At 59.0% G+C, this 24,803-nt stretch carries 21 protein-coding genes; 11 read left to right on the forward strand and 10 right to left on the reverse strand.

Going from position 1 to position 24,803, the window contains the following annotated elements:
• Positions 1 to 39 precede the first annotated feature (39 nt).
• Both FB593_RS22195 and FB593_RS22200 read left to right on the forward strand, forming a co-directional pair.
• Positions 40 to 1,071 (forward strand): GlxA family transcriptional regulator, encoded by a 1,032-nt coding sequence (locus tag FB593_RS22195; protein ID WP_019566906.1) that lies wholly within the window; start codon positions 40 to 42, stop codon positions 1,069 to 1,071.
• 129 nt (positions 1,072 to 1,200) lie between these two features.
• The gene (locus FB593_RS22200) at positions 1,201 to 2,079 is read left to right on the forward strand and encodes a hypothetical protein (protein ID WP_111828694.1); all 879 of its coding nucleotides are present in this window, start codon (positions 1,201 to 1,203) and stop codon (positions 2,077 to 2,079) included.
• An 8-nt stretch (positions 2,080 to 2,087) separates the two neighbouring features.
• On the opposite strand, the gene FB593_RS22205 is transcribed toward FB593_RS22200, so the two are convergent.
• The gene (locus FB593_RS22205) at positions 2,088 to 3,125 is read right to left on the reverse strand and encodes a LacI family DNA-binding transcriptional regulator (protein ID WP_145166995.1); all 1,038 of its coding nucleotides are present in this window, start codon (positions 3,123 to 3,125) and stop codon (positions 2,088 to 2,090) included.
• A 139-nt stretch (positions 3,126 to 3,264) separates the two neighbouring features.
• On the opposite strand from FB593_RS22205, the gene FB593_RS22210 reads away from it, so the two are divergent.
• From FB593_RS22210 to FB593_RS22235, 6 genes are all read left to right on the forward strand, one after another.
• Positions 3,265 to 4,299, forward strand: coding sequence for a Gfo/Idh/MocA family protein (locus FB593_RS22210; RefSeq protein ID WP_111828693.1), 1,035 nt, complete (start codon positions 3,265 to 3,267; stop codon positions 4,297 to 4,299).
• A 12-nt stretch (positions 4,300 to 4,311) separates the two neighbouring features.
• Positions 4,312 to 5,214, forward strand: a complete 903-nt coding sequence (locus tag FB593_RS22215; protein WP_013762259.1) for a sugar phosphate isomerase/epimerase family protein — start codon at positions 4,312 to 4,314, stop codon at positions 5,212 to 5,214.
• Between the two features lie 67 nt (positions 5,215 to 5,281).
• On the forward strand, positions 5,282 to 6,514 hold the full coding sequence (locus tag FB593_RS22220; RefSeq protein ID WP_111828692.1) for an ABC transporter substrate-binding protein: 1,233 nt from the start codon (positions 5,282 to 5,284) through the stop codon (positions 6,512 to 6,514).
• Positions 6,515 to 6,628: 114 nt separating this feature from the next.
• The gene (locus tag FB593_RS22225) at positions 6,629 to 7,531 is read left to right on the forward strand and encodes a carbohydrate ABC transporter permease (RefSeq protein WP_003518164.1); all 903 of its coding nucleotides are present in this window, start codon (positions 6,629 to 6,631) and stop codon (positions 7,529 to 7,531) included.
• Positions 7,528 to 8,355 (forward strand): carbohydrate ABC transporter permease, encoded by an 828-nt coding sequence (locus tag FB593_RS22230; protein ID WP_003518166.1) that lies wholly within the window; start codon positions 7,528 to 7,530, stop codon positions 8,353 to 8,355. The genes FB593_RS22225 and FB593_RS22230 overlap by 4 nt, the downstream gene beginning before the upstream one ends.
• Positions 8,352 to 9,437, forward strand: a complete 1,086-nt coding sequence (locus tag FB593_RS22235; protein WP_025595105.1) for an ABC transporter ATP-binding protein — start codon at positions 8,352 to 8,354, stop codon at positions 9,435 to 9,437. The genes FB593_RS22230 and FB593_RS22235 overlap by 4 nt, the downstream gene beginning before the upstream one ends.
• Positions 9,438 to 9,507: 70 nt before the next feature.
• Here FB593_RS22235 and FB593_RS22240 read toward each other — a convergent pair whose 3' ends face one another.
• The gene (locus FB593_RS22240; RefSeq protein WP_013762255.1) at positions 9,508 to 10,173 is read right to left on the reverse strand and encodes a transglutaminase-like cysteine peptidase; all 666 of its coding nucleotides are present in this window, start codon (positions 10,171 to 10,173) and stop codon (positions 9,508 to 9,510) included.
• A 258-nt stretch (positions 10,174 to 10,431) separates the two neighbouring features.
• Here FB593_RS22240 and FB593_RS22245 point away from each other — a divergent pair, with 258 nt between their 5' ends.
• Positions 10,432 to 11,448 carry a DUF1402 family protein gene (locus tag FB593_RS22245; RefSeq protein ID WP_145166996.1) on the forward strand — a complete coding sequence of 339 codons (1,017 nt, stop codon included), beginning with the start codon at positions 10,432 to 10,434 and terminating at the stop codon, positions 11,446 to 11,448.
• A gap of 301 nt (positions 11,449 to 11,749) precedes the next feature.
• Complete coding sequence (locus tag FB593_RS22250) at positions 11,750 to 13,309, forward strand: TerC family protein (RefSeq protein WP_003518172.1); 1,560 nt, start codon at positions 11,750 to 11,752, stop codon at positions 13,307 to 13,309.
• A gap of 113 nt (positions 13,310 to 13,422) precedes the next feature.
• Here the strand turns inward: FB593_RS22250 and FB593_RS22255 are convergent, their stop codons facing one another.
• The 7 genes from FB593_RS22255 to FB593_RS22285 all read right to left on the reverse strand — a co-directional run bounded on the left by FB593_RS22255 (position 13,423) and on the right by FB593_RS22285 (position 21,558).
• Positions 13,423 to 14,049, reverse strand: a complete 627-nt coding sequence (locus FB593_RS22255) for a dual specificity protein phosphatase family protein (protein WP_013762253.1) — start codon at positions 14,047 to 14,049, stop codon at positions 13,423 to 13,425.
• A 49-nt stretch (positions 14,050 to 14,098) separates the two neighbouring features.
• Complete coding sequence (locus FB593_RS22260) at positions 14,099 to 15,016, reverse strand: inositol monophosphatase family protein (protein WP_035252692.1); 918 nt, start codon at positions 15,014 to 15,016, stop codon at positions 14,099 to 14,101.
• A gap of 59 nt (positions 15,017 to 15,075) precedes the next feature.
• On the reverse strand, positions 15,076 to 16,164 hold the full coding sequence (locus tag FB593_RS22265; RefSeq protein ID WP_112296035.1) for an ABC transporter substrate-binding protein: 1,089 nt from the start codon (positions 16,162 to 16,164) through the stop codon (positions 15,076 to 15,078).
• Positions 16,165 to 16,237: 73 nt separating this feature from the next.
• Complete coding sequence (locus FB593_RS22270; protein ID WP_112296046.1) at positions 16,238 to 17,338, reverse strand: ABC transporter substrate-binding protein; 1,101 nt, start codon at positions 17,336 to 17,338, stop codon at positions 16,238 to 16,240.
• Positions 17,339 to 17,399: 61 nt separating this feature from the next.
• A complete protein-coding gene (locus FB593_RS22275) occupies positions 17,400 to 18,527 on the reverse strand; it encodes an ABC transporter substrate-binding protein (RefSeq protein WP_019566893.1) in 1,128 nt (375 codons plus the stop codon).
• Between the two features lie 44 nt (positions 18,528 to 18,571).
• Positions 18,572 to 19,705, reverse strand: coding sequence for an ABC transporter ATP-binding protein (locus tag FB593_RS22280; protein ID WP_112355402.1), 1,134 nt, complete (start codon positions 19,703 to 19,705; stop codon positions 18,572 to 18,574).
• Positions 19,705 to 21,558 carry an ABC transporter permease gene (locus tag FB593_RS22285; RefSeq protein ID WP_112296036.1) on the reverse strand — a complete coding sequence of 618 codons (1,854 nt, stop codon included), beginning with the start codon at positions 21,556 to 21,558 and terminating at the stop codon, positions 19,705 to 19,707. The genes FB593_RS22280 and FB593_RS22285 overlap by 1 nt, the downstream gene beginning before the upstream one ends.
• A gap of 518 nt (positions 21,559 to 22,076) precedes the next feature.
• Here FB593_RS22285 and FB593_RS22290 point away from each other — a divergent pair.
• Positions 22,077 to 23,063 (forward strand): LacI family DNA-binding transcriptional regulator, encoded by a 987-nt coding sequence (locus tag FB593_RS22290; protein WP_003518188.1) that lies wholly within the window; start codon positions 22,077 to 22,079, stop codon positions 23,061 to 23,063.
• 48 nt (positions 23,064 to 23,111) lie between these two features.
• Here FB593_RS22290 and FB593_RS22295 read toward each other — a convergent pair whose 3' ends face one another.
• On the reverse strand, positions 23,112 to 24,755 hold the full coding sequence (locus FB593_RS22295) for a Na/Pi cotransporter family protein (protein WP_145166997.1): 1,644 nt from the start codon (positions 24,753 to 24,755) through the stop codon (positions 23,112 to 23,114).
• Positions 24,756 to 24,803 lie beyond the last annotated feature (48 nt).

The raw sequence follows: 24,803 nt of genomic DNA on the forward strand, positions 1-24,803 counted from the left end.
GGCTGGACAATCGCGTCTGTTTGCGTGAATATTTGCGCCATGAGCTCTCATCGCGCCAAGAAACGCCTCAGCGTCGCCTTCCTGCTCGCCGACCGGTTCACGCTGTCGGCCTTCGCCAATTTCGTTGATGTGCTGCGTCTTGCTGCTGATGAGGCTGACCGTTCCCGGCCGATCCTGTGCGAATGGTCAGTGCTGTCGGCGACCCTCGGCAATGTGCAATCGAGCTGTGGTGTGAAGGTGCAACCGGATACGCGGCTCATCGACGCCGTGCATTACGACTATATCGTTGTTGTCGGCGGATTGATCAGCGACCACAGCGCCCTGCCGCCGGAGGCATTGCGGTTCCTGAAAGACCGTGCGGCAGCGGGCACTCCCCTTATCGGGCTCTGCACCGGCGTTTTCATTCTACATGAAGCCGGCCTGCTGGATGGTTATCGCTGCTGCGTCAGCTGGTTCCACCATCAGGATTTTCTCGACCGTTTCGACGCCGAGCAGATGGTTTCCGACCAGCTCTTCGTCATAGATCGCAACCGCCTGACCTGTTCGGGCGGCCATGGTGCTGCGCATCTGGCGGCGTTCCTTGTGGAGCGCCATGTCGGCCAGTCGGCCGCCATCAAGAGCCTCAATATCATGATGATCGACAGCGCGCTCAGCGGCGAAAAACCCCAGCCCGGCCAGCAGAGCACCAGAACGGCAACCGATCCCCTGGTCAGAAAGGCGATCCTGCGCATGCAGCAGAACATCGAGGTTCCGAGAACCGTGCTGGAACTCGCGCGCGACCTCGGCCTTGGCCGACGCAGCCTCGAACGGCGTTTCCTTGGAGACCTGAAAGCAACGCCCTCCAAGGTCTATCTTGAGCTGCGGCTCGACCGCGCCCTTTCCCTCCTGCGCACCACGCGTGACCCGATCACCCAGATTGCGCTCGCCACCGGGTTTTGCGATGCCCCACACCTTTCCCGTACACTTCGTGCCGAGCGCGGCTTCAGCCCCAGCGAATATCGCAAAACGCAGATTGGCCACACGACAACGGACGAAGAATTCGCCGTCGGCGTGTTGTTGCCGCAACCTTGAGGCTTTGCTGTTCACCTGCCAAAAGTCGGGCCCTGCAAAAAATAGATCAACGTAATTGATATGGTCAGACTTGCCCGTACCGGTATAAAAGTCCCCGATCCTGTTTAGGGGAGCCGTGGGGGGTATGGGATGAATTCAGAGCGTCGTGGCGTTCTCGCGCTTTTAGGTGGCCTTGTGCTGGGAAGACCGTCTGTCGGCAAGGCCGCGAGCAACGTTCCGGCAGTTGCCCAATCCCGCTCCGAATACAAACCCCGCCATGTCCTTTGTTTTCTCGGCCCGGAAAATGGTCTGGCAGCGCTGCAGCAGAGCGCTCGCGCCGCTATCGATAAATTTGCCGGCGATTTCAGTCTCGATGAGGATTATTCGCAGGATGAACCGGACGACAGGATGGAACGCTCCTTCAATGTCTGCTGGGATCGTGTCGAGCCGGACGCCTATCAGGAGAGTGACGAGGAGGCAGTCGCAGGCCACGGCTCGGTTCTTTATGTGCTTGGCCCATCAATGGCCGCGGAAACAGCCGTGGCGACCTGCGGTAAAGCCCTGATGTTCGTGCACCACATGCTCGATAGTGGCGCAGTTGCCGTAAAGGGTGAAAGCGCCGGCGTTGCCCATGGCGTGCAGCGGTGGAAGGAACTCTTCGAACAGTCGCGCCGTAACGCGACCGCAAACGACGCCCTGGCATTCGCCAGAACCTGCCGTATAGCCTTCGCGCGCCGGCCCATCGGCGGCGATGCCGACGGAATGGGGAGCGTCGGCTTTCATCTGGTCGGATTGCCTGACGTGGAGATACACTTCACCCGAAAAGACCAGCAGCAGCCCTCAACAAATAGCGAGCAGCTGAAGATCGCCGCGCTGATTGACGATATTGCCGATCAAATGACACGCGACGGGGTTGAAGCGGCCTTGAAGGATCGTCGTGCCGACCTATCCGATGACACGCGGTATGAGGAGGACGAATATAAATTCAATCCGTTCGGCGTTGCGACCATTCGAGACCACAAGCTTTGACGCCACGCTTATAAAGATGCGGGGCCTGGGTCGCTCTCTCCGGCGACAAGCTGCATCGGCCAGACGCAGTAACGCGCCTGATTTGGGTAAAACGGCGCATAGGCCGGCATGGTAGACAGAAGCGTCTGCGCGACCATTACACCGAGATCGTGCAGGGACATGCGGAAACTGGTCAATCGCGGTTCGAGAAACTGGCCGCGTGGACCATCACGAAAACCGATGACCGCAAGATCCCGTCCCGGTTTCAGACCCACTTCCGCCAGACGGCGATAAAGGCCAAGGGCCATCAAATCATAGATCAGCACAAGCGCGGTTGGCCGCGGCCGCATCTGTAGCCACTCGCTGGCGGCGTGATATCCGCCCTGCTCGCTCGATTTCGCCCGGATGACCAGAGAAGGATCGTAAGCAATGCCGTTCTCCTCCAGTCCACGCCGGTACCCGTCCATGAAAACATAACCGAGATTGACGTCGCTATCGGGTGCAGCAACCGCAATGGTGCGATGGCCGGCAGCGGCGAGCCGGTTGACGGCACTGCGCGCAACCTCTTCGAAATCGAGATCGATCCACGCATGATCGGCGCTGGAAGAGGTGCGGCCGAGCGTTACGAAAGGCAAGCGGGTCTGCTTTAAAAAATCGACACGCTTATCGACACGGCGGGTCGAGGAAATGATCATCGCATCCACCATGCGGCGCGCCACCATGCGCTTGAGATATTCGTCCGGGTCTTCCTCACCGGGACACGGCAGAACGATAAGATCGAGATTGTGAGCGGAAAACACGCTTTGCAAACCATCCGTCACTCCCATGAAGAAGTTGTCGGAGTTCTCCACCGTCTGCGCGTCGCTGCCGGTCATCAGGCCGATGACGTTAGTCGTCCCCTGCCTGAGGCTGCGGCCTGACTGGTTTGCGACATAGCCAAGTTTTTCCGCCGCCTCCAGAACACGCCGCCGCGTCTCCTCGTTAACGTCGGGCTTGCCGTTCAAGGCACGGGAAACGGTGCCTATCGATATCTCCAGATAATCGGCAAGCTGACGAATTCCTTTCATGCACTCCCCCTCCTGAGCCGGGTACGAAATATGCGTCCCCAATAACGGTATTGACATATCTAACATGATCATCCTAGTGTCGTAAACGTTTACGACGCTCTGCGCAAAGAGGAGTTTGCCCAGAGAGCGGGGAGAGAAGATGACATACAATGCCGTTTTATGCGGGTGCGGAGCTATGGCCAAAGGCTGGCTGCGCGCCATTCAATCGACGCCGGACATTCTCGGCGCGATCAAGATCGTCGGGTTCGTCGATCTGAACGAAGACACGGCACGCGCGCTTGCCGAAGAATTCTCCGTCACCGACGTCATCATCGGCGTCGATCTCCGCGATGTTCTCGCACGGACCAAAGCCGACATCCTGTTCGATGTCGTCATCCCGCAGGCACGGTATGCCGTGGTTGAAACCGGTCTTGCAGCCGGGTGTCATGTGCTCAGCGAAAAGCCGCTTGCGGCCTCGATGGAAGAAGCCGAAAAGCTGGTGGAACTGGCGAAAAAGGCCGGAAAAATTCATGCTGTAGTGCAAAACCGGCGCTTTATCTCCGGCATCCGACGGCTGCGCCGGGCCGTGGAAGACGGTATTATCGGTGATTTGACGGCCATTCACTGCGACTTTTTCCTCGGGCCCCATTTCGGCGGTTTCCGCGAGGAGATGAAGAACGTTCTTCTTCTCGACATGGCGATCCACACTTTCGATGCGGCGCGTTTCGTCGCCGATGAAAAGCCGCTCTCCGTGTTTTGCGTGGAGAAAAATCCGGCTGGCTCCTGGTATGCACATGGGGCAAGCGCCAATGCCATATTCGAGTTCTCCAACGATGTGGTCTTTACCTATCGCGGCTCCTGGTGCGCGGAAGGCGAAAGAACCAGTTGGGAAGCCCGCTGGCGGCTGATTGGCTCCAAGGGCATGATCCTCTGGGACGGCGAAGACAATTTCTCCGCATCCGTCGCCGGCGAAGAGCCGGGTCTTCTACGCGGATTCAAGACCGTAAACGTTTCCGATAGTATTTCCGAGAAGGATACGCACGGCCACGCCAGCGTCATACTCTCGTTTCTTCAATCCATCCATACTGGCCAGATGCCGGAAACGGCCTCCTTCGACAACATCAACAGCCTGGCAATGGTGATCGGCGCGATTGAAAGCGCCCGCATCGGCCAGCGCGTTTCCATCGCAGCATAAGGACCGACAGACGTGAGCAATCCGGCAAAATCCATCCGCATCGGCACCATGGTCAGCGCCACCAAGGGACAGGCAGCTGAACGCATCGGGCAGATAGCCGATCTTGGTTTCGAAAGCTTCGAACCGTTCTTCTGGCAGACGACCAACGGCCAAGACCTTGCCGAGCTTGGCAAGCGTTCACTTGACGCGATCGGCGATCGCGACATCACCATCGGCACGCTCGGCATGTTCGGCAATCCGCTGGAGGAAACGGAAATCGACCTTCAGACCTTGCAGGGCTGGAAAGACTGCATCGACAATGCCCATCACTTCGGTGCAACCTGCGTTGCCGGTTTCACCGGCCGCCTGCGCGGAAAGCCGCTGCCCGAGAGCTTGCCCCGTTACAAGGAAATCTGGAGCGAGCTTGCCAAACGCGCAGCGGACAAGGGCGTGAAGATCGCCTTTGAAAATTGCGCCATGGACGGCAACTGGCAAACCGGCGACTGGAACATCGCCCATAATCCGGATGCGTGGGAACTGATGTTCAACGAAACGCCGGACGAGAATATCGGCATCGAATGGGAACCCTGCCACCAGATGGTTTATCTCATCGATCCGCTGCCGCAGATCCGCAAATGGGCGGACAAGATTTTCCACGTGCACGGCAAGGATGCGACCATTCGTTGGGATGTCATTCGTGAGCATGGGATTTTCGGCAAGGAAAAATTCGTCTTCATGCGCACGCCGGGCTTCGGCGACAGCAACTGGACGGACATTATTTCGGAACTGCGCCTGGCCGGCTGGTCCGGCTCGATCGATATCGAAGGCTGGCATGACCCCGTCTATCGCGACGCGCTGGAAATGACGGGACAGGTACACGGCCTGAACTATCTGAAACATTGCCGGGGCGGCGATTTTGTCGTCGATCCCACCTAAGGAATGGAAGCCTTGGGAGAAGGCTTCCAGTAATTGCAGAGACGATAACCAAGAGGAGGAGATTATTATGGGTATCGCGAAATGCATGATCGCCGGTGCGCTTGTTCTGGCAGGCGTATCCGCCAGTGCGATGGTGGCGCATGCGGAAGATGTCACCTTGACCCTGTGGTCGCTGGACAGGGACATCCAGCCGGCACCCAACCTCGTAAACGAGTTCAACAAGCTCAATAACGGCATCAAGATCGAATACCGGCAATTGCAGTTCGATGATGTGGTGAGCGAATCCATGCGCGCCTACTCGACCGGCAACGCGCCCGATATCATCGCCATCGACAACCCAAACCACGCCATGTTCGCCGCACGTGGCGCGTTTCTTGACGTGACGGATATGATTGCGAAGTCGGACGTCATCAAGACGGCAAACTATTTTCCGGGCCCGCTGAAATCCGTAACATGGGACGGCAAATATTTCGGCGTTCCGAAGGCGACGAATACGATCGCACTCTATTACAACAAGGACCTGTTCAAGGCAGCCGGTCTCGATGCGGCAAAACCGCCGCAGACCTGGGACGAGCTTGTGGAAGCTGCCCGCAAGCTGACCAACCCCGCCAAGAATGTTTACGGCATCAGCTTCAGCGCCAAGGCCAACGAGGAGGGCACCTTCCAGTTTCTGCCATGGGCGCAGATGGCCGGCGCCACCTACAAAAACATCAATACCGATGGCGCGGTGAAAGCGCTTGAAACATGGAAGACCCTTCTCAGTGAAAAGCTGGCCTCGCCGGATACGCTGACGCGCAGCCAGTGGGATTCCACCGCTACCTTCAACGCCGGCAACGCGGCCATGGCGATCTCCGGTCCTTGGGAAATCGACCGCATGCTCAAGGACGCCAAGTTCGACTGGGGCGTGACGCTACTGCCGGTTCCGACGCCGGACGCGCCGCGGTCTTCGGCCATGGGCGACTATAACTGGGCGATCTTCTCCAAGAGCAAACATCCCGCCGAAGCCTTCAAGGCCATCGAATTTTTCGCCTCGCAGGACAAGGACATGTTCAAGAACTTCGGGCAATTGCCGGCGCGTTCCGATATTCCCGTTCCGCCCACCGGCAACGCGCTGAAGGACGAAGCGCTCAAGACCTTTATCGAGCAACTCAAATATGCGCAGCCGCGTGGTCCCTCGCCTGAATGGCCGAAGATTTCCAAGGCGATCCAGGACGCTATCCAGGGCGCCCTGTCGGGTCAGATGACGCCGAAGGCCGCGCTCGATCAGGCCGCTGAAAAGATAAAGCTGATCGAAGGCTGATCTGTCTGGGCGGGCGGCCGGGTTCATCCGGCCCCATCCAAGGGGTTCCTCCCGGTGGGGCTGCCTGCTGCTTAATGCAGCGGCGGCCCCGATCGGAGCTTGTGAGGATGTTTCATGAAAAAACTGTTTTCCAGCGTCAGCGACGGTCGTGGTTTCGACCTCATCCTTGTCGCTTTTCCTTTGGGCTTCCTGTTCGTCATGGCGGGGCTGCCGCTCATCTACAACATCGTCATGAGCTTTCAGGAAGTCGACATGTTCAGCCTGGGCACCTTCGTGCGCCCCTTCGTCGGCTTCAAGAATTATATCGACCTGTTCCGGCAACCGGAAACATTGCCGATCCTTTTCAACACCGTCACCTTTGTCGTCACCTCGATTGCCGGGCAATTTGCCATCGGCTTCGGTCTGGCGCTGTTCTTCTGGGTGAACTTTCCCGGCGCCACCTGGCTGCGCGGGCTGTTCCTCGTTTCCTGGGTCATGCCCGGCCTCGTCGTCGGCGCGATCTGGAACTGGATATTGTCAGGCGATTTCGGCGTGCTGAATTTCTTCCTGCGGGAAAGCGGCATGATCTCAGGCAATATCTTCTGGCGATCGGACGCGAATTTTTCGCTCTGGGCCGTGGTCATCGCCAATATCTGGCTCGGCACCTCGTTCAACATGATCCTTCTTTCTGTCGGCCTCGCCTCCATCCCCGGTGATCTCTACGAAGCGGCGGAGCTGGATGGCGCGAACGCCTGGCAGCGTTTTTACACCATCACCCTGCCGATGATGCGTTCCACCATCGGCGCGATCATCTCGCTCGGCCTGATCTTCACGCTTCAGCAGTTCGATCTTTTCGCCGCCATCACCGATGGCGGGCCCAACAACAGTTCCAACGTGGCGCAATATTGGGCCTGGGATCTTTCGTTCCGGCAATATGATTTCGGCAAGGGCGCGACGATCTCCGTCATCATGATCGTCTTCGTCATGCTGGCTTCCGTCGTTTATGTGCGCTCGACACGGCATGAGGTGCGCGGATGAGTATCACGACCCGCAACCGGTTGATGCTGGCAATCGCCATCGTGCTTGCCGTCATCTATCTCTTTCCGCTCTACTGGATGTATCTGACCTCGCTGAAAAGCGGCTCGGAGATGTTTGCGAACCCGCCGGGCTTCTGGCCGGCCGATCCGCAATGGCAGACCTATGCCTATGTCTGGGAAAGCCGCAATATGGGCCGTTATCTGTGGAATTCGGTTCTCATCGCTTCAAGTGCCGTGGCGCTCATCACCGTGCTTGGCGTTGGCTGCGCCTATGTGCTGGCGCGCTATCGCAACGTCTGGGTTGATATCGGCCTCTTCCTCATCCTCATGCTGCAGGTTCTGCCGGCGTCCCTGATGATTACGCCGATCTTCGTCGGCTTCTCGCAAGTGGGTCTGCTGGATTATCCCCGCCTGTCGGTCATTCTCGCCATTGCGGCGAAAAGCATGCCCTTCTTCGTGGTGCTGGTGCGCGCAACCTTCATGGCGGTGCCGCAGGAGCTGGAAGAGGCAGCGCTTGTGGACGGCAATTCCCGCGTCGGCGCCTTCTTCAACATCGTGCTGCCGCTTGCCAGAAACGGCATTCTCGTCAGCGCCATTCTCATTTTCATGCAGGCATTCGGGGAATTCGTCTATTCGAAATCGATGATCCAGGCGGCTGAATTGCAGCCTGCCAGTGTCGGCCTCAATTCCTTCATGGGCCCCAACACCAGCGAATGGAACAACATCATGGCCTATGCGACCATGTATGTGACGCCCATTCTTGCCCTGTTCATTCTCTTGCAGCGCCGCATCGTTTCCGGCCTGACATCGGGAGCGTTAAAATGACCCTTCAGATCGAACTTTCCGGCGTAAACAAATATTACGGTGCCTTTCACGCGCTGAAGAACATCCATCTTTCCATCAAGAAGGGCACCTTCGTCGCCCTCGTCGGCCCGTCCGGTTGCGGAAAGTCCACCTTGCTGCGTTCGCTGGCGGGGCTGGAAACCATATCGAGCGGCGACATGCGCATTGCAGGCACTTTGATGAACGGTGTGCCGCCGCGCAAGCGCGATGTGGCGATGGTGTTCCAGTCCTATGCGCTCTACCCGCACATGACGGTGGAGGAGAACCTGACCTATTCGTTGCGCATGCGCGGCGTGGCAAAATCAGAGGCCCGCAAGGCGGCAGAGGAGGTTGCAGCCACCACAGGCCTGTCAAAGCTGATGAAGCGCTATCCGCGCGAACTTTCCGGCGGGCAGCGCCAGCGTGTGGCGATGAGCCGCGCGATCATCCGCAACCCGCAGGCATTCCTGTTCGACGAACCGCTCTCCAATCTAGACGCGGCCCTGCGTGTGCACATGCGCAAGGAAATCCGAGCGTTGCACGACCGCCTGCACGCCACCTCGGTCTATGTCACCCATGACCAGATAGAGGCGATGACGATGGCGGATCACGTCGTCGTCATGCGCGACGGCGTGATCGAACAGCAGGGCACGCCACTGGAATTATACGACCGCCCGGTCAATCGTTTTGTCGCCGGCTTCATCGGTTCACCGGCAATGAATTTCATTCCGGCAACGGTCAGCCCGGACGGCGCGGCGCTTCAGCTGCGTTTCAGTGAAGGCGAGCCGCAGCAGTCCATCAAAAACCCGGCTCCCTTATCGCCCGGCAAGCGTGTCATCGTTGGTATCAGGCCGGAACACATCCGGCCGCGAACCGCAACCGGCGCGGCGCTGACGTTACCTGTTTCGGCCGTGGAAACCACAGGTTCGGCCACCTTCCTCACCCTTGGCACATCGACCGAAGTGGTCATCGCTATACAGGGACGCAGTGAGGTCAGGAGCGGCGAAGTCGTCGGCCTCGACATCAACCCGACCGACCTGCATTTGTTTGATGAAGAAACCGGAGCCGGCCTCGGAGGCCGGTGAAACGAACCATGGGGCATATCCGGACCGGACGGCCCTCCGGGGCTTTCCGATCCGCAACGAGGCGAAAGCTTCAACGCCCCATGATGATGTCGAGGATGTTGCGGCGCGCGGTTGCGGAGGTGGCGGTGGCCCGGCCAACCTCGCGGGCGGCGATGGCGGGCGAACCGGAGCCTTCAATATCCACCCACCGACCGGCATGCTCCGTGGATTGACGCTTGAGATAGGTATAGGGCGTTTCGTCCCAGCGAAAGATCTTCGATTTCATATTGTCGAGAATGAAATCTCCGCGGTCCGTTCTTACCGTGAGGATGGCATGGCCATCGCCTTTTTCGTCGCGGACGACGGTGATCAGCAGATCGGAAACCGGGAAACCGGCATCCACAAGCCGTTTCCGTTTCTCCAGCGTGAGGTCCTCGCAGTCTCCCGCGCCGTTATAGGGATACTCCCAATAATCCTCGTAACCCCACACTTCCATGTCGGAACGCTGGTCGATTTCGATATTGACTGCGCTGTTGATCGAAACAAGGGTAGCCCAGACATCAGGCGTAAGACTGAGCGGCGGCATTTCCCTGACCGGCTGACATTCATCCGTATGCCGCTTGCAGAAATCGTAATGCCCGATGGGCTGCGACGTGAACTTGCCAGTCTGCATCGAAGGAGACGCCTGCACCGGCGCAGCGAAACCCGCGACGGCCAGAATGAAACATGCTTGCAGCAATTTGATGAGATGGGTCATGTTCGTCTCCTGACGACATGACCTACCGGTGGCGATTTGAGTTCACATGAAACAAAATGCTCGACTTTTAACGAACCCGATAATTCCGCTTCCGATGGTCCCGACAAGGAGCGGCGTTGACTGGAATAACGCCGGGGTAGCCACGGCATCTGAACGGCCAGCAACGGTAAAGTGAGCAGCGGGAACTTGCCACGCCGGGGCGGCCTGCCTATGAAGAGGCCGTCACGCAATAGTAATCCACATATTAGAGAACGCTGCATGAGCCTGTTTGCGAAGACCACCCGCGCGGCCGCTGTCATTCTGGCACTGGCCTGCCTGCCCTCAAATGCCGCAGCGCAGCAGATGGTCGTCGTACCTCCCGGAAACCGCTCCGCCCAACAGCCGGAAATACCTCAGGCCTCGGCGATCAGGACCAGGGCGTTTTCCACGACCTATGAGGAAAAATTCCGCAAGACGGTCGATCTTCTAAACAGTGAACCCGGTCTACTTGGCAAGATCAGGAAGGCGGGAGCGGCCTATGGCATCGACCCGATCCATATCGTCGGCGCTATCGTTGGCGAACACACTTTCAACGTCACCGCCGTGGACCGCCTGCAGACATATTACGTCAAGGCCATTTCCTATGCGGAACTCGATATAAAATTCAGCTATCAGGGCGTTGCCCTGAAGACGTTTCTCGAGCGTCCGGAATTCCGCTCCTGCGCGGCGCTTGCCACGACATCCGAGCAATGGAGCTGCCGCGATATCGTTTGGGATGCAAGTTTCCGCGGCAAGGTCGTCGATGGCGTGAGCTATGAAGCGATTTCGTTCCAGCGGGCCTTCTTCCAGCCCTTCTATGCCGGACAGACCTTTGGTCTTGGCCAGATCAGCCCGTTGACGGCGCTGCAGGTTACCGATCTCGTAAACAGAACCAGTGGTCTGCCGAAACTCTCCGCCGACAGGCCGAAAGAGATCTACCGCGACGTCATGGATCCTGACCGGAGCATCATCTACATCGCCGCTATCCTTCGAGATTCCATCGATGCCTACAGGGAAAAAGGCTTCGACATTTCCGGCAATCCCGGCATCACCGCCACCCTCTACAACGTCGGCCAACCCCGGCGTCGCGCCGAACGCCTGCGGACGGCCGTGGATGCAGGCGCAAAGAACCTGCTGCCGGTTGAAAACTACTATGGATGGCTTATCAACGAGCGCCTCGACGTTCTGAGAGGCATCCTCAATGGCAAGGCCATCGACAAGCGAACCACCTCGGATATCGGCGAAAAAACGCGATAATGCCCTTGCAGGGAGGATTGCAAATCCGCCTCGCAAAGGATGATGCACGCAAAACGCTTCCCCGACCGCCCGGAATCTGCTACTGCCACGTGCACAAGAATTGACTGATAGTGGGATAATTCCGCGATATGCCTGACGAAGGCGACAGTACCGACGATAGTCGACACCGAACGAGGCTGGCTTGCGTAAAGCGAAGCCAGCCTCGTCCTTTCTTGTTTTTTTCAACGAAACGGGTTTCAACCTCGGATGTTCAGTCCGGGGCTTTTTGCGATCGCGCCCGTTCCCATAAAGGCCCCTGACCATGGAATTCCTCGCAGATCCAAATATCTGGATCGGCCTCGTTACCCTTATCGTCCTCGAAGTCGTCCTCGGCATCGACAACCTCGTTTTCATCGCGATCCTCGCCGACAAGCTGCCGCCGCATCAACGCCATAAGGCGCGGATCGTCGGTCTGTCGCTGGCGCTTGTCATGCGCATCCTGCTGCTGTTTTCGATTTCATGGATCGTGACGTTGACGCGGCCGCTATTTCAGGTCGCGGACTTCTCCTTCTCCGGGCGCGACCTCATCCTCATTCTCGGTGGTGCGTTCCTGCTCGCCAAGGGAACGATGGAACTGCACGAACGGCTGGAGGGCGCGCATAAGCCAAAACAGGGCAAGGTCGTCCATGCCGTCTTCTGGCAGGTGATCGTGCAGATCGTCGTGCTTGATGCCGTGTTCTCGCTCGACAGCGTCATCACCGCCGTCGGCATGGTCAACAATCTCTGGGTGATGATTACCGCCGTCTGCGTGGCCATGGCCGTGATGATGGCAGCATCGAAGCCGCTGATGAGCTTCGTGTCGAAACACCCGACCGTGGTCATTCTCTGCCTCGGCTTCTTGTTGATGATCGGTTTCAGCCTGATCGTCGAAGGCTTCGGCTTCCACCTTCCCAAGGGTTACCTCTATGCCGCAATCGGCTTTTCCGTGCTCATCGAGGCGGCAAACCAGATTGGCAGGCGCAATCGCGAAAAACGCATCACCGCCGGTGATATGCGCGAGCGGACGTCCGATGCCATTCTGCGGCTTCTGGGCGGCCGTGTCGGCGAAGAACAGTCCCTTGGCGAGACAGCCGACGTCATCGCGGCACAGGCGGCACGAAGCGACCTGTTCAAATCCGAGGAAAAGGACATGATCCGCGGTGTCCTTACGCTTGCCGAGCGCCCCGTTGTATCAATCATGACGCCACGGACGGAAATCGACTGGCTCGATGTCGACGCCGACCACGATACGCTGAGGAACCGCCTGCTGGAACTCGACCATTCCCGCCTGATGCTCGCGCAGGGCAAGCTGGATTCGTTCCTCGGTGTCGCCGCAACAAGGGACTTGCTGCGCGATCTTCTGCATGACGGCAAATTGAACCTAGAGCGCTCGCTGCGCCAACCCCTCGTCGTGCATGAAAGCGCCACCGCGTTGCAGGTCATGGAGCAGCTGCGCAAATCCCCGCTCCAGATGGCCGTCATCGTCGACGAATACGGCACGCTTCAGGGAATAACGACGCCTACCGACATTCTCGAGGCTATCGCCGGCGAATTTCCGGATGAAGGCGAGGAATCGCAGATTTCGGAACGGGCAGAGGACGGTTCCTGGCTGCTGGACGGCGCTGTCGACGTGAGACGGGTATCCTATCTGCTGGATATCGATCTGGTGGACGAGGACGATCGTTACTCCACCGTCGCCGGCTACATCCTCTGGCGCCTCAATCGCCTTCCCGAGATCGGCGAACGTGTTTCCGGCGACGGGTTCGAGTTCGAGATCGTTTCCTGCTCGGACAGAAACATCGAAAAGGTCCGGGTCTGGAACACCACGCTTCCCGAGGCGTGAGCTGGAAAAATCCCGAACCCGTTTCAAAATGGCGACGTGACGTGCAAGCCACGGCACGTCTCCACATTTGCATCACCGAGGAAGCGGCCGAGCGGTGAAAACCGTCCTCCGCTCTAGTGGGCGGCATCGATCGTGGTAATCCAGCCGGCGGCGCGGCGGGCTGCTTCCGCAAGCACCGGTTTCGGCGCCTTGTACCATTCGTTTTCAGGCAGCTCACGCTTCACGCGTACGAAGCTGATGGCATCGTCGAGCGTCGGGAATTCCACCGGCAACGTCATATGCAGAAAGAGCGCAACAACGGCGACGGAACGCGAGCGGCCGCCGCGGCAATTGATCAGCACGCTGCCGCGCTCGCGCCGGGGATAGGACGGCTTGTCGGGCAGTATCTGTTCGAGCGCCGCCCGCAGGATGTAATGGGCCGCAACCATCTGGGTATCGGGATTTCCATCGCCGTCGATCAGGCCGATCTTGTAATAACGTATTTCGCCGGGTCCATAGACGCTGCCTTCATGATCGGAAACGATCTGCGGCTGCTCCACGAAGTTGAAGTCGAGATTGACGGCGCAATTGACGACGGTGGTGATGCCGTTTTCACGCAGAAGCTTCAGATCGCTGGCGCCTTCCTTACCTGAAATGAAGAGATCGACGCCATAAAGAGGATGCCGTTCATAGATGCGGCTGAGCTTCGGCAATTCGCCGGTTTCCTGTTCGCGAGATAGGGTCTTTTCCGGTTGCGGCATGTCTTGTCTCCATCGGCGCCGATGTGGCGGCCGTCATGTCCTTGCTTGTTCAGGCGTTTGCAGCCGTCTGGCTTGGCGGGATCGCTGCCCTGGCTATGCGGCTTGCGGATATGGATCGCGCCACCCGCTGCAATGTCTGGTAATTAGCCCCCTCGCCCGTAGCGATATAGCCGGGGCAGAGAAAATCGGCCGACCCCTCCGCCACCTTCCCCAAGGTCAGCGGCTCGTATGTTCCCCCGGCATTCTTGAGAATGAGGATGGCTGCTGCCACATCCCAGGCGTTGACGCCGAAGCCCGCAGCAGCATCTGTCCAGCCAGCCGCCACATGCGCGATGCTGAGTGCAGCGCTACCGGGCCGGCGCAGCGTCGAGAAGGTCTCGACAAGCGCACCGAAATTGGAAAGCGCCGCATCCCGCCCATCCAGCCGGAAATCGCGCGAGACCGGATAGCCCGTGATAAGCGTCGCCCGGGTTTCATCTGCAACGCTGCGGGAGCGTAGCCTTTCGCCATTGAGATAAGAAGCCTCGAGGTCGGCGGAAAACATCTGGTCAGTCACGGGGTCGTACACCACGCCGGCGACGGCTTCCCCACCGATGACGGCGGCAATCGATACGCACCAGAAGGCAAGGCCACGGGCAAAATTCGCCGTGCCGTCAATCGGATCGACATACCATTGCACCTCGCCGTTGCCGATCTGCCCACCCTCTTCGCCCATGATCGCCGAATTCGGCTCCCGTTCGAGAATGACGGCGCGGATCGCGGCTTCGGCGCGTTTGTCGTGAATGGTGACGATGTCGTGGAGATCGACCTTGTAATCCACCGCCATATCAGAGCGGAATGCCACCAGCAGCGGATCGCGCACGGCACGCGCCGCCGCTTCGGCGATTTTCATCAGCCGCACCGAGCGGGAAAGCGCCTCCTCATTTCCAGATTTGTTTTCAGTCGAAGAAGGGCTTTGCATCGGCATATCCAGTCTATTTTTTTCGCAAAGGAGGGACCGGCGCGGCAGGACCGCGCCAGCCTGGATTATTTCCTGTAGTTGACGCGCCAGACATCCTGCCATTCCTCGCGACGATCGAAATCGTTGAGGCCGGTGGCGGACTCGTAACCCATCAGCCTGTCGGCAACCTTCATCAGCCCCGACGGCTCGTCAGCCGGCATCTTGATGTCGATATTGGTCGGCAGCTTGCCGTCCTTCATCTGCGGTGCGATGCCCTCTTCCGTCAGTATGTAGTGGACGAAGAGTTTCGCCATGTTCGGACTTTTGGTCTTGGAGGCGATGAGCCCAAGCTTGATGTAGGTCCAGCCGACCCAGGGATCGAGACCAGTGCAGAGGCCGAGCTTGTAGCCCTTGTCGGCATTGTCGCGGAACTTGGCAGAGCTGAGCAGGCCGAAGAAGGGCTGCTTCTGGCCGGGTGCGCCGACGGCCTCTGCCACCGGGTCATCGCCATCAGTGGCAAGCGGGCCGTTCTGCGCCAGCGCCTTGATCCAGGCTGCGGCCGCATCCTTTTCGATATCCTTGCCAAAATGGGCCTTGTAGGCGGCCGCCACCTTCTCGTTGCCGTGGGCTTCGAGCTGGTTGAACCAGTCCGTATAGGTGCTCTTGCTCAAGGGATCGACCATGGCGACCTTGCCTTTCCATTTCGGCTCGGTCAGTTCCCAGATGTTGGTCACCGGGCATTTATCATAGGCTTCCGTATTGTAAGCCCAGACATTGGCGTTGGTGGAGATTGCCAGCGGGTTCTGGAACTGCGCCGGGATTTTCGCAACCATGTCGCCCGGCAGGTAATTCTCGACAAAACCCGCCGGCAGAAGCTGCGCGAGCGCCGATGGCGCATCGGTGATCAGCACCACGTCGCCCTGCACATTGCCGGACTGGCTTTCGCGGATGATCATTTCCAGCTGGCTGTTGGCGGAAACCTTCACGCCTGTCGCCTTTAACCCGTATTTGGCGCTGAACTTGTCGGCCATCTCCACGATCTTGCCGGTGCTGTCGTAGATATTGATCGGCTTCTCCTGCTTCGCCGCCGCCAAGATCGCATCGAGATCGAAGGTTTCTTCGGCTGCAGCCCCCATTGCGGATATGCCTGCAACGGCGATGGATATCGCCGTCATCGGTAAAAATCTGCTTCTTCTCATCGTTCCCCTCCCAAGGAAAAGGCAAGGCAGGCTCGCGTCTGCCCTGCCGTTATTTTTTGTAGTTCACACGCCAGAAATCCTGCCAGCCTTCGCGCTTGTCGAGGTCGTCGGCTGCTGTTGCGGCATCAAAGGCCATCAACTCGTCGAGATGATCGGCTACCCGCGATGGTTCGTCCGCCGGCAGACCGATTTTCGTGTTGCCGGAGATTTTGCCATCGACCGTCTGCGGCGCGATGCCCTCTTCCGTCATCAGATAGTGAAGGAAGAGCTTTGCAGCATTCGGGCTTTTGGTCTGCCCGGCAATCAGGCCGAAGCCGGGATAGAGGAACCCGGAAAACGGTTTGACGCCACTGCAAAGACCGAGCTTCAGCCCCTTGGCCTCATTATCGCGGTATTTCGCCGCCGAGGTGATGACGAAAAAGGGATCGGTCTGTCCCGGAGCGCCCGCCGCATCGGCAACCGTGCTCGAGTCCGTCAGCAGGGGAGCGTTCTCGGCAAAGGCCTTCACCCAGGCAGCCGTCGCGCTCTTTTCGCCCGTTTCCAGCTTCTTGCCGTAAAGCTCCTCATAGGCCTTGGCGACATCGGCATCATGATGGGTTTCGATCTGGTTGAACCAGTCGGCATAAAGCGGCTTGTCGAAGAGATCGAGCATGGCAAGCTTGCCCTTCCAACGCGGCTCCGTCAGCTGCCAGATGTTGGTGACCGGGCATTTGTCGTATTTCTCGGTATTGTAGGTCCACACATGCGGATCCGAAACGACCACGAGCGGATCGCGCAGCTTTTGCGGAATATTGCTTTCCATATCCGGTGGCGACCAGCTGGTGGCTATGCCTTCCGGCAGAAGTTCCCCCATTGCGGAGGCGACATCCGTTGCGACGCTGACATCGCCGACGACATTGCCGGCGCGGTGTTCGCGGATCATCAACTCGACCTGAGTTGCCTCGTTCACTTTCTTGCCGCTTGCCTGCACGCCATATTTGGCGGTGAAGGCCTGTGCGGTGTCGACGATCTTGCCGGTCACCGCATAAACGGTGATCGGTTTTTCCTTCTTCGCGGCGTCGACAAGCGCATCGAGATTAAAGGCGTCCTGCGCGTGGGCAGCACCGCCAAGCGCCAGCGAGAAGATGAGGGAAAGGGCTGAAGCCACCATCCGCCGCCGCTCGCCACCATATCGGTTCTTGGTCATGATATTCACTGTGTCGGTCCCCCCGTTATTTCTTGTAATTCACACGCCAGAAGTCCTGCCAGGTTTCGCGCGCATCCCAGTCTTCCAGGCTGGTGGCCATGCTGTAGGGCAGAACGCGGTCGAGCACGGCGCCGATACCCGAAGGTTCGTCGGCGGGCAGTTTCACGTCTTTGTTGGTGGACATCTTCCCGTCGATCGCCTGCGGCGCGATGCCTTCAGCAGTCATGACGTAGTGAATGAAGAGCTTTGCAGCATTGGGGCTATCCGTACCCTTGGTGATCAGGCCGACACCTGGATAAAGCCAGCCGATCCACGGCTTCAGCTCCTTGCAGAGGCCGAGTTTCATGCCTTTGTCGGCATTATCGCGAAACTTCGCCGAGCTGATGAGGCCCATGAAGGGCTGCTTCTGGCCAGGCGTGCCAACGGCTTCCGCCGCCGCTGCATCGGCATCGGTCAGCAGCGGCGCGTTGGCGGCAAGTGCCTTGACCCAGGCCGCTGTCGCGCTTGACTCTGCGGTCTCGAGGTCCTTGCCGTAAAGCGCCTTATAGGCCGCCTTCACCTCCCCATCGCCATGCTTAGCCATCTGGTTGAACCAGTCGACATAGGATGCCTTGCCGAGCGGATCCTGCATCGCCACCTTGCCCTTCCACTTCGGGTCGGTCAGTTCCCAGATATTGGAAACCGGGCATTTGTCGAAAAGCTCGGTATTGTAGGCCCAGACATTGGCGCTGGTGACGACGGTCAGCGGATCCTGATATTCTGGCGGAATATTGCCAGCGAGATCCGGCGGCAACCAGCTTTCGACAAAGCCCATTGGAATAAGCTGTGCCATCGCCGCCGGGGCATCGCTGATGATCGAGACGTCACCCTGAATATTGTTGGCCCGCGCCTCGCGGATGACCATCTCCAGCTGCGCTGTTGCCTTTACCTTCGCACCCTCCGCGCCCACGCCATACTTCTTGGCGAAATTCTTCGCCATTTCCACGATCTTGCCTGTGCTGTCATAGACGGTGATCGGCTTTTCCTTTTTGGCAGCCTCGATCAGGGCGTTGAGGTCGAAAGGCTCCCCCGCCTTCGCCACGCCGCCAAACGTTGCCAGAATTGCCGTTGCACACAGGAGACGGCTAAGGCCGCCCGTCATTTTCCGCTTCATACTGCTCCTCCTTCAGCAAGCGATTGTCAGTCTTTTCGTCGTTGTCAGTTGTAGCTACTGCTCCTCAGCACGGCGTCTGCTTCGGTAATCCGTTGCCCCTTGGCATCGAACACATGCAGGGCGTCGGGAGGCACGTGGAAAAACACACGGTCGCCACTATCGACGCGCGGCAGGGCATGGGTGGTCAGGAACAGCGTGTGGTTCTCGCTCCTCAATTCGAGAATCCAGCTGCCGCCAGTCGGAAGCACGCCGGTCACCGTCATTTCACCGAAGAGGCTGCCCTGCGGCACATCCTCAGACCTTGCCGTGTAACCCATCGTCTCCGGCCGCATGCCGACCGAGGCGATGCCGCGCAACTGCGGATAACGTGTTGCGAAATAAGCCTCCGCATTGTCGGCGATATCAGACACGCCGGGCTGGCCGAAGGTCAGAATATTGATCGGCGGACTGCCGACGAATTCGGCGACGAAGCGGTTGGCCGGACGGTCGTAGATATCGTTCGGCGTACCCATCTGCTGGAGCGTGCCCTCGTTCATGACGGCGATTGTCGTTGCAAGTGTCATTGCCTCCCACTGGTCATGCGTCACGAAGACGATGGTGGTCTTGAACTCCTTGTGCAGCCGCTTCAGCTCGGCGCGCATTTCCAGCCGCAGCCGGGCATCGAGGTTGGACAGCGGCTCATCCAGAAGCAGCACACCGGGATTGACGGCAAGCATGCGGGCCAGCGCCACACGCTGCTGCTGCCCACCGGAAAGCTGTGACGGATAACGGTCGCGGTACTTGGCAATGTCGAGCGCCTGCATGACGCGCTCGACGCGTGCCTCCCGCTCGGCTTTCGGCAGCTTGCGCAGGCGCAGGCCGAAATCGGTGTTGCGCTCGATGGTCAGATGTGGCCAGAGCGCGTAGCTCTGGAAGACGAGCCCCATTTCGCGCTTTTCCGGCGGCACGAATATGCCGTCATTGACGGAATCTATTACCCTGTCGCCGACACGGATTTCACCGCCGGAGAGGTTTTCAAGACCCGCGATCATGCGCAGCGTCGTGGTCTTGCCGCAGCCGGAAGGGCCAAGCAGGCACATGAATTCGCCGTCGCGGATTTCGAGATCGAGATCGGAAACCGCATTTGCGGAATTCACGCCGTAGTTCTTCTGCGCCCCGCGCAGGTTGATGGTAGGCATCAGCTTCCAAGTCCTTCTGCAAGATTTGTGCGGGTCAGCTTCTGGGCCAACAGGGTACCGAAATAGGCAATGCCAGCGATGATCAGCACCACGGCGTTTGCGGCCTGCGTATAGTGGTAGTCGACCAGCCGCAGCGAATAGGTGGTCAGAACATCCGTGCTCGGCACCGCGAGGATCACGAACAGGCTCAAGCCCTTGATGCCCGAGATGAAGGGCAGGAGAACCCCCGTCACCAGCGATCCCTTCTGGATCGGGATGACGATCGAGACCATGCGGCGGAACCAACCGGCACCGGCAATCTGTGCTGCCTCTTCCGGGTCCTTTCCAAGCTGTGTCATGGCCGAGATACCGGCGCGCGAGGCATAGGGCATCTGGTCGGCAATCAGTGCGAGGATAAGGATCGTCACCGTGCCGTAGAGCGCCGGCATCGGCCCGCGCGGAACCGCAAAGAGCGAGAGATAGGCGGCGGCAAAGGCGATGCCGGGCACAAGATAGGGCAGGAACGTGACCTGACGCAGATAGACCGACAGGGCGCGCACCGGCGTGCGGATGACGACATACCCGACCAGAAGGCCGAGGACGCCAGATGCGAGCGAGGCAAGACCAACGATCATCATCGTGTTCTTCGCGGCTGCCCATAGATCGGGGCTTAAAAGAACGCCGGTCTGCAAGGCCACCGTGTTGAGATTGCTGCCGATCCAGTAATCGAGCGTGAAATTGTCGAACGTGAATTTGGCCGGCATCTTCATGACGGTCGAGAGAGCGAGGGTGAGCAAAGGCAGGCCGACGCTGAGAATGAAAACAGCGGCCGCAAAGCCCGTTGCCGGAAGACGCATTTTGCCGAGGCGGCTTTGCCGGTTCATCGACCCCTTCGAGCCGATCGTCACGAAACGGCGGGCTTCGCGAACCAGGCGGGCATCGATCATCAGCGTGATGATGCCGATGAGCATGATCGAGGCAGCAACGACACCGGCAACGCCGGTCTGGCGCGAGGCGATGCTGCGGAACAGCGATGTCGAGAGGACTTCGAACTTCACGGGAAGCCCGAGAACATAGGGTACGCCGAATTCGCCAAGGCACTTTGCAAAGATCAGCACCATGGAAGAGAGCAGCGCCGGGCGCATCAAGGGCAGGATGACCTGCAAAGCCACCTGATAGCGATGAGCGCCGAGAATGCGTGCCGAATCCTCCAGCTGCGAGTCGAAGCGGCGCAGCGCCGAGCCGAACAGCAGGATAACGAAAGGTGTATAATGCAGGGCAAGGATGATGGTGATCGGGAAGCGCCCATAGGCCACCCAGTCCGGCGGTGTAAGGCCCATCGCCTCGAACCAGCCGGGTTGGCCGCCAACGGTGCGGTTCTTGAACAGCGTCGTCCAGGCGAGAGCGAAGGTCCATGCGGGCAGCATGTAGGGCACGATCAGCGCGGTAGCGAACCAGCGGCGACCGAACATGTCCGTGCGGCTGATAAGCCAGGCAAGCACCGTGCCGATAACAAGCGAAAGCGCAATCGCCCCCAAAGCGACGGTGAGCGTGTTGAAGAGCGGATGCCAGAAAAGATCCGTTGCGACGGGCGAGAAGAACGCCCTGTCGAGATAATAGAGCGTGAGGTCACCGACATCCTTGCCAAGACGCCGTTCGTGGCCGAACTGGACACGGACGGCATCCAGAACGATAGAGATGATCGGAACGACGATCAGATAGGTGAAAAGTAACGCCGTCAGCACGCCGATGAGCGTCGTCGGCTCCCTGAGCGCGACCTTGAGGCGATATCGCCAGGCCTGCCATGCCGAAGGCGCGGTCGCTGTGGGACGCCCCAGTGCCTCCGCCTTCGTTGATTCGCTTAAAAGAGCCATTATTCCTCCCCATATGGCCGCAACATTGCTCCGACACGCCGGCAAGCATCTGCCTGCGCGCAACCTGCGGAGCAGGCGGCGCGTGCGTCGAACATGAGCAATGCGTCAATGCTTCAGCAGCGGGCACATCAGGCCCGCGAGCAACGATGATCCAGCTCCTCCCGGAAACATCGCCGGCAAGCGAAACGTGGAATAAATATTCCATATAGCGCTTAACCTTGGAATGCATGATCCATCCTAAACGGCCTTTTGTCAACGAAAAAATGCACACGTGATCATTGATATATGCCATTGTTTTTAAACGGTTTTATTGAACGTGTTTTGCAAATTTTCTTATCGACGCACAAGCAGTCAATTTTTCCCGCAGAATGAAAATGGAAAGGACGATATATTTGCCGGCGAAAGCGAGAACCGCCTTCCATCAGCAAGAGCGCTTCGCACCTGAAATATTTCGATTGGAATAGTCGGCCCTTATGGCCTGTGATATCAGACATGAGGTTTTGCAACGGGGAAGTTGAATGGCGAGAGGGTTCGTGACGGCCGAAGAGGTGGCGAAAAAGGCTGGTGTCTCGCGCTCCGCCGTCTCGCGCACATTCACCCCCGGCGGCAGCGTATCGAAGGCCGTCCGGCGCAAGGTGTTGAAAGCCGCGCATGAGCTTGGCTACCGCGTCAACCGTCTGGCCCAGGGCCTCAATAATGACCGATCCAATCTCATTGGGGTGGTCGGTGCCAATCTCAGCTCGCCGTTTATTTCAAAACAGCTCGACCTCCTCAGCATCGGCCTTCTGCGTCGCGGCTTGCAATGTCTGCTGCTGAATGCGGCCGATGCACGCAAGGATATCGCGCCGCTGATCGAACTGCTTTTCGAGTTTCGCGCGCAGGCCATCGTCGTACTCTCCGGCGAGCCGCCAGCCTCTATCGTAGACGAATGCATTGCCAATGGCGTGCGCCTCATCCTCATCAACCAGCGCCTCGACCGGACCGATACGAACATGGTGCTGAGCGACGATTCCCACGGCGCCGATCTCGCCGCCATGCGGCTTGTGGCGGCTAAATGCCGGAAGGTCGCGGTCGTTTCCAGCGGCAGCCAGACACCGGCACAGCTGCGCCGCGCCGGCGCTTTCACCCAGCGCATGAGCATCGAGGGTATCGAGGTCGTTCCATGGTCGGGCGGTCCGACGAGTTATGACAGCGGCTATCAGGCAGGCTGCGAGTTGCTGACGGACAAGACAATAGACGGCGCCTTCTGCGTGACCGATCTGCTGGCACTCGGCTTCATGGATGCAGCAAGGCTAGAGATGGGCCGCCGAATTCCTGAAGACCTGTCGATTGTCGGTTTCGACGATATTCCGCAGGCGGGCTGGAAAAGCTATCAGCTGACGACCGTTGCCCAATCCTTTGACGCGCTGACCGAGAAGGTCTTGACCGCCCTCGACAGCGACGAGCCCGAGACCCGGCTTCAGGTCGTGCCCGTTGAGATGGTCGAAAGGATCACCGCGCGCTAGAAGAGCACTCCCGGGCAAAAACCACAGCGCCGTTTTACTGGCATGGCTTCAAACCGCCTGCTTGATCCGGCTTTCGATCAGGAGACCGCTTTCATCGAGGATCGGATGTGCGACGGCGGCGATATGGGCGTTGATGCGCTTTAGATCGCGCAGCATGTCGAGATGCACTGAGCTTGTCTGGATGCTGTCGGTCAGGCCGTCGCGCAGGCGCTGGAGATGTCGCTCCGATGACTGTTTTTCCAGCCGTCGCACATCTTCCTTCACCTCCACCAGCCGACGGGCAAGGTCGGCATTGCGGGTGGCGAAAACGGATTGCGCCATGCGGATATTGTCGAGCGTGATGGAGAATAGACGTTCCAGCTCGCTTTTGCCATCATCGGAAAACCTGAGGCCAAGATTGATCTTCTTTGCGATTTCCGGGCGGATGCCCTTCTCGATGATATCGCCGATATGTTCGAGATTGATGGCATATTCAACGATATCCATCGCACGTCGCTGATCCTTCTGGCACAAACCGTCCTGGCCCACCTTCGAGACATAGACCTTGATGGCATGCTGGATACTATCGACCCGGCCTTCCAGCGTACTGATATCATTGAGCTTGGAAAGATCGCTGTCGCGCATGGCGTCATTCGCCTGACGCAGCATGCGCTCGATCAGGTCACCAACCAGCATGACCTCGCGGCTTGCACCGGCAAGCGCCGCAACCGGTTGACCCAGATCATGACTGTCGAGATAGCTGCGGCGGCTTTCGACTCCCTCTTTTTCCGGCAGCAGCGCGGTCGTCATCCGCAGCAACAAAGGCGATAGCGGCCATGCGATCGCAGCAACAGCAAGATTGAAAAGGAGATGCGCATCTACCGCTAGATTGGCGTGCGAGAAAGGCGACATGTCGAGCAGTGCCGCGCCGTACCCGGCAAGAGGCAGGGCTGCGACACAGCCGGTGGTCCGGACGATGAGGTTGCCAAGCGCCACCCGGCGCGCCGCGACCGGCGCCTTCAACGTCGCCAGCACCGGAGGAACCGCGCCGCCGAGATTGGCGCCGAGTACCAGCACGATAGCGAGGCTTGTTTCAATGCCGCCGCTTGCCGCAAGTGACAGGATGAGGACGACGATGGCAAGGCTCGATGATGCCAGCACGGCCAGCACCGCGGAAAAGATCAACGCGACCGGCCAGGCATTGCCGAGCATGGAAATGAAGAGGTTAAGCGCCGGCGACTGCCGGATCGGATCCGTCGCCGCAGAAAGAAGATGCAGGGAAAGCAGCATCAGGCCGACACCGGCAAGGGCAGCACCCGCACCCTGCCGCTGCACCGACTTTCCACGCAACAGGATGACACCGGCAAGGATCAGCATCGGCGACATCCAGCCCAGACCGAGTGCGACAATCCACGCGGTCGTCGCAGTACCCACATTCGCGCCGAGCAGCACGATTTGCGCCATCGCCGGTGCGATCAAGTCTTTTTCAACGAAGGAGGCAACCATCAGCGCCGTGGCTGTCGAACTCTGCAGGGCGATCGTCGCCACGAGACCGGCGATGAAGGAGCGAAACCCACCCCGTGTACCGGCGGCAAGCCCGATGCGAAGCTTGGCACCGAAGGCACGCGACATTCCGTCCTTGATCTGCCCAAGGCCGAAAAGCAGCAGCGCCACCGCGCCGAACAGATTGATGCTGACAACGACCGATTCCAATAGATCACCTCGCCTGTCCTGCTTGCCGCCACTCTTTCCCGAGGGGGC

Source organism: Rhizobium sp. SJZ105 (genome assembly GCF_007828365.1).
Lineage (GTDB): Bacteria > Pseudomonadota > Alphaproteobacteria > Rhizobiales > Rhizobiaceae > Agrobacterium > Agrobacterium tumefaciens.

Bases quoted from the DNA above. Each gene is read 5' to 3' on its own strand.
- FB593_RS22225 (WP_003518164.1), top strand. From the start codon at position 6,629: ATGAAAAAACTGTTTTCCAGCGTCAGCGACGGTCGTGGTTTCGACCTC.
- FB593_RS22200 (WP_111828694.1), top strand. From the start codon at position 1,201: ATGAATTCAGAGCGTCGTGGCGTTCTCGCGCTTTTAGGTGGCCTTGTG.
- FB593_RS22220 (WP_111828692.1), top strand. From the start codon at position 5,282: ATGGGTATCGCGAAATGCATGATCGCCGGTGCGCTTGTTCTGGCAGGC.
- FB593_RS22235 (WP_025595105.1), top strand. From the start codon at position 8,352: ATGACCCTTCAGATCGAACTTTCCGGCGTAAACAAATATTACGGTGCC.
- FB593_RS22195 (WP_019566906.1), top strand. From the start codon at position 40: ATGAGCTCTCATCGCGCCAAGAAACGCCTCAGCGTCGCCTTCCTGCTC.
- FB593_RS22280 (WP_112355402.1), bottom strand. From the start codon at position 19,705: ATGCCTACCATCAACCTGCGCGGGGCGCAGAAGAACTACGGCGTGAAT.
- FB593_RS22255 (WP_013762253.1), bottom strand. From the start codon at position 14,049: ATGCCGCAACCGGAAAAGACCCTATCTCGCGAACAGGAAACCGGCGAA.
- FB593_RS22275 (WP_019566893.1), bottom strand. From the start codon at position 18,527: ATGAAGCGGAAAATGACGGGCGGCCTTAGCCGTCTCCTGTGTGCAACG.
- FB593_RS22290 (WP_003518188.1), top strand. From the start codon at position 22,077: ATGGCGAGAGGGTTCGTGACGGCCGAAGAGGTGGCGAAAAAGGCTGGT.
- FB593_RS22260 (WP_035252692.1), bottom strand. From the start codon at position 15,016: ATGCCGATGCAAAGCCCTTCTTCGACTGAAAACAAATCTGGAAATGAG.
- FB593_RS22230 (WP_003518166.1), top strand. From the start codon at position 7,528: ATGAGTATCACGACCCGCAACCGGTTGATGCTGGCAATCGCCATCGTG.
- FB593_RS22285 (WP_112296036.1), bottom strand. From the start codon at position 21,558: ATGGCTCTTTTAAGCGAATCAACGAAGGCGGAGGCACTGGGGCGTCCC.
- FB593_RS22250 (WP_003518172.1), top strand. From the start codon at position 11,750: ATGGAATTCCTCGCAGATCCAAATATCTGGATCGGCCTCGTTACCCTT.
- FB593_RS22265 (WP_112296035.1), bottom strand. From the start codon at position 16,164: ATGACGGCGATATCCATCGCCGTTGCAGGCATATCCGCAATGGGGGCT.
- FB593_RS22240 (WP_013762255.1), bottom strand. From the start codon at position 10,173: ATGACCCATCTCATCAAATTGCTGCAAGCATGTTTCATTCTGGCCGTC.
- FB593_RS22270 (WP_112296046.1), bottom strand. From the start codon at position 17,338: ATGGTGGCTTCAGCCCTTTCCCTCATCTTCTCGCTGGCGCTTGGCGGT.
- FB593_RS22245 (WP_145166996.1), top strand. From the start codon at position 10,432: ATGAGCCTGTTTGCGAAGACCACCCGCGCGGCCGCTGTCATTCTGGCA.
- FB593_RS22210 (WP_111828693.1), top strand. From the start codon at position 3,265: ATGACATACAATGCCGTTTTATGCGGGTGCGGAGCTATGGCCAAAGGC.
- FB593_RS22205 (WP_145166995.1), bottom strand. From the start codon at position 3,125: ATGAAAGGAATTCGTCAGCTTGCCGATTATCTGGAGATATCGATAGGC.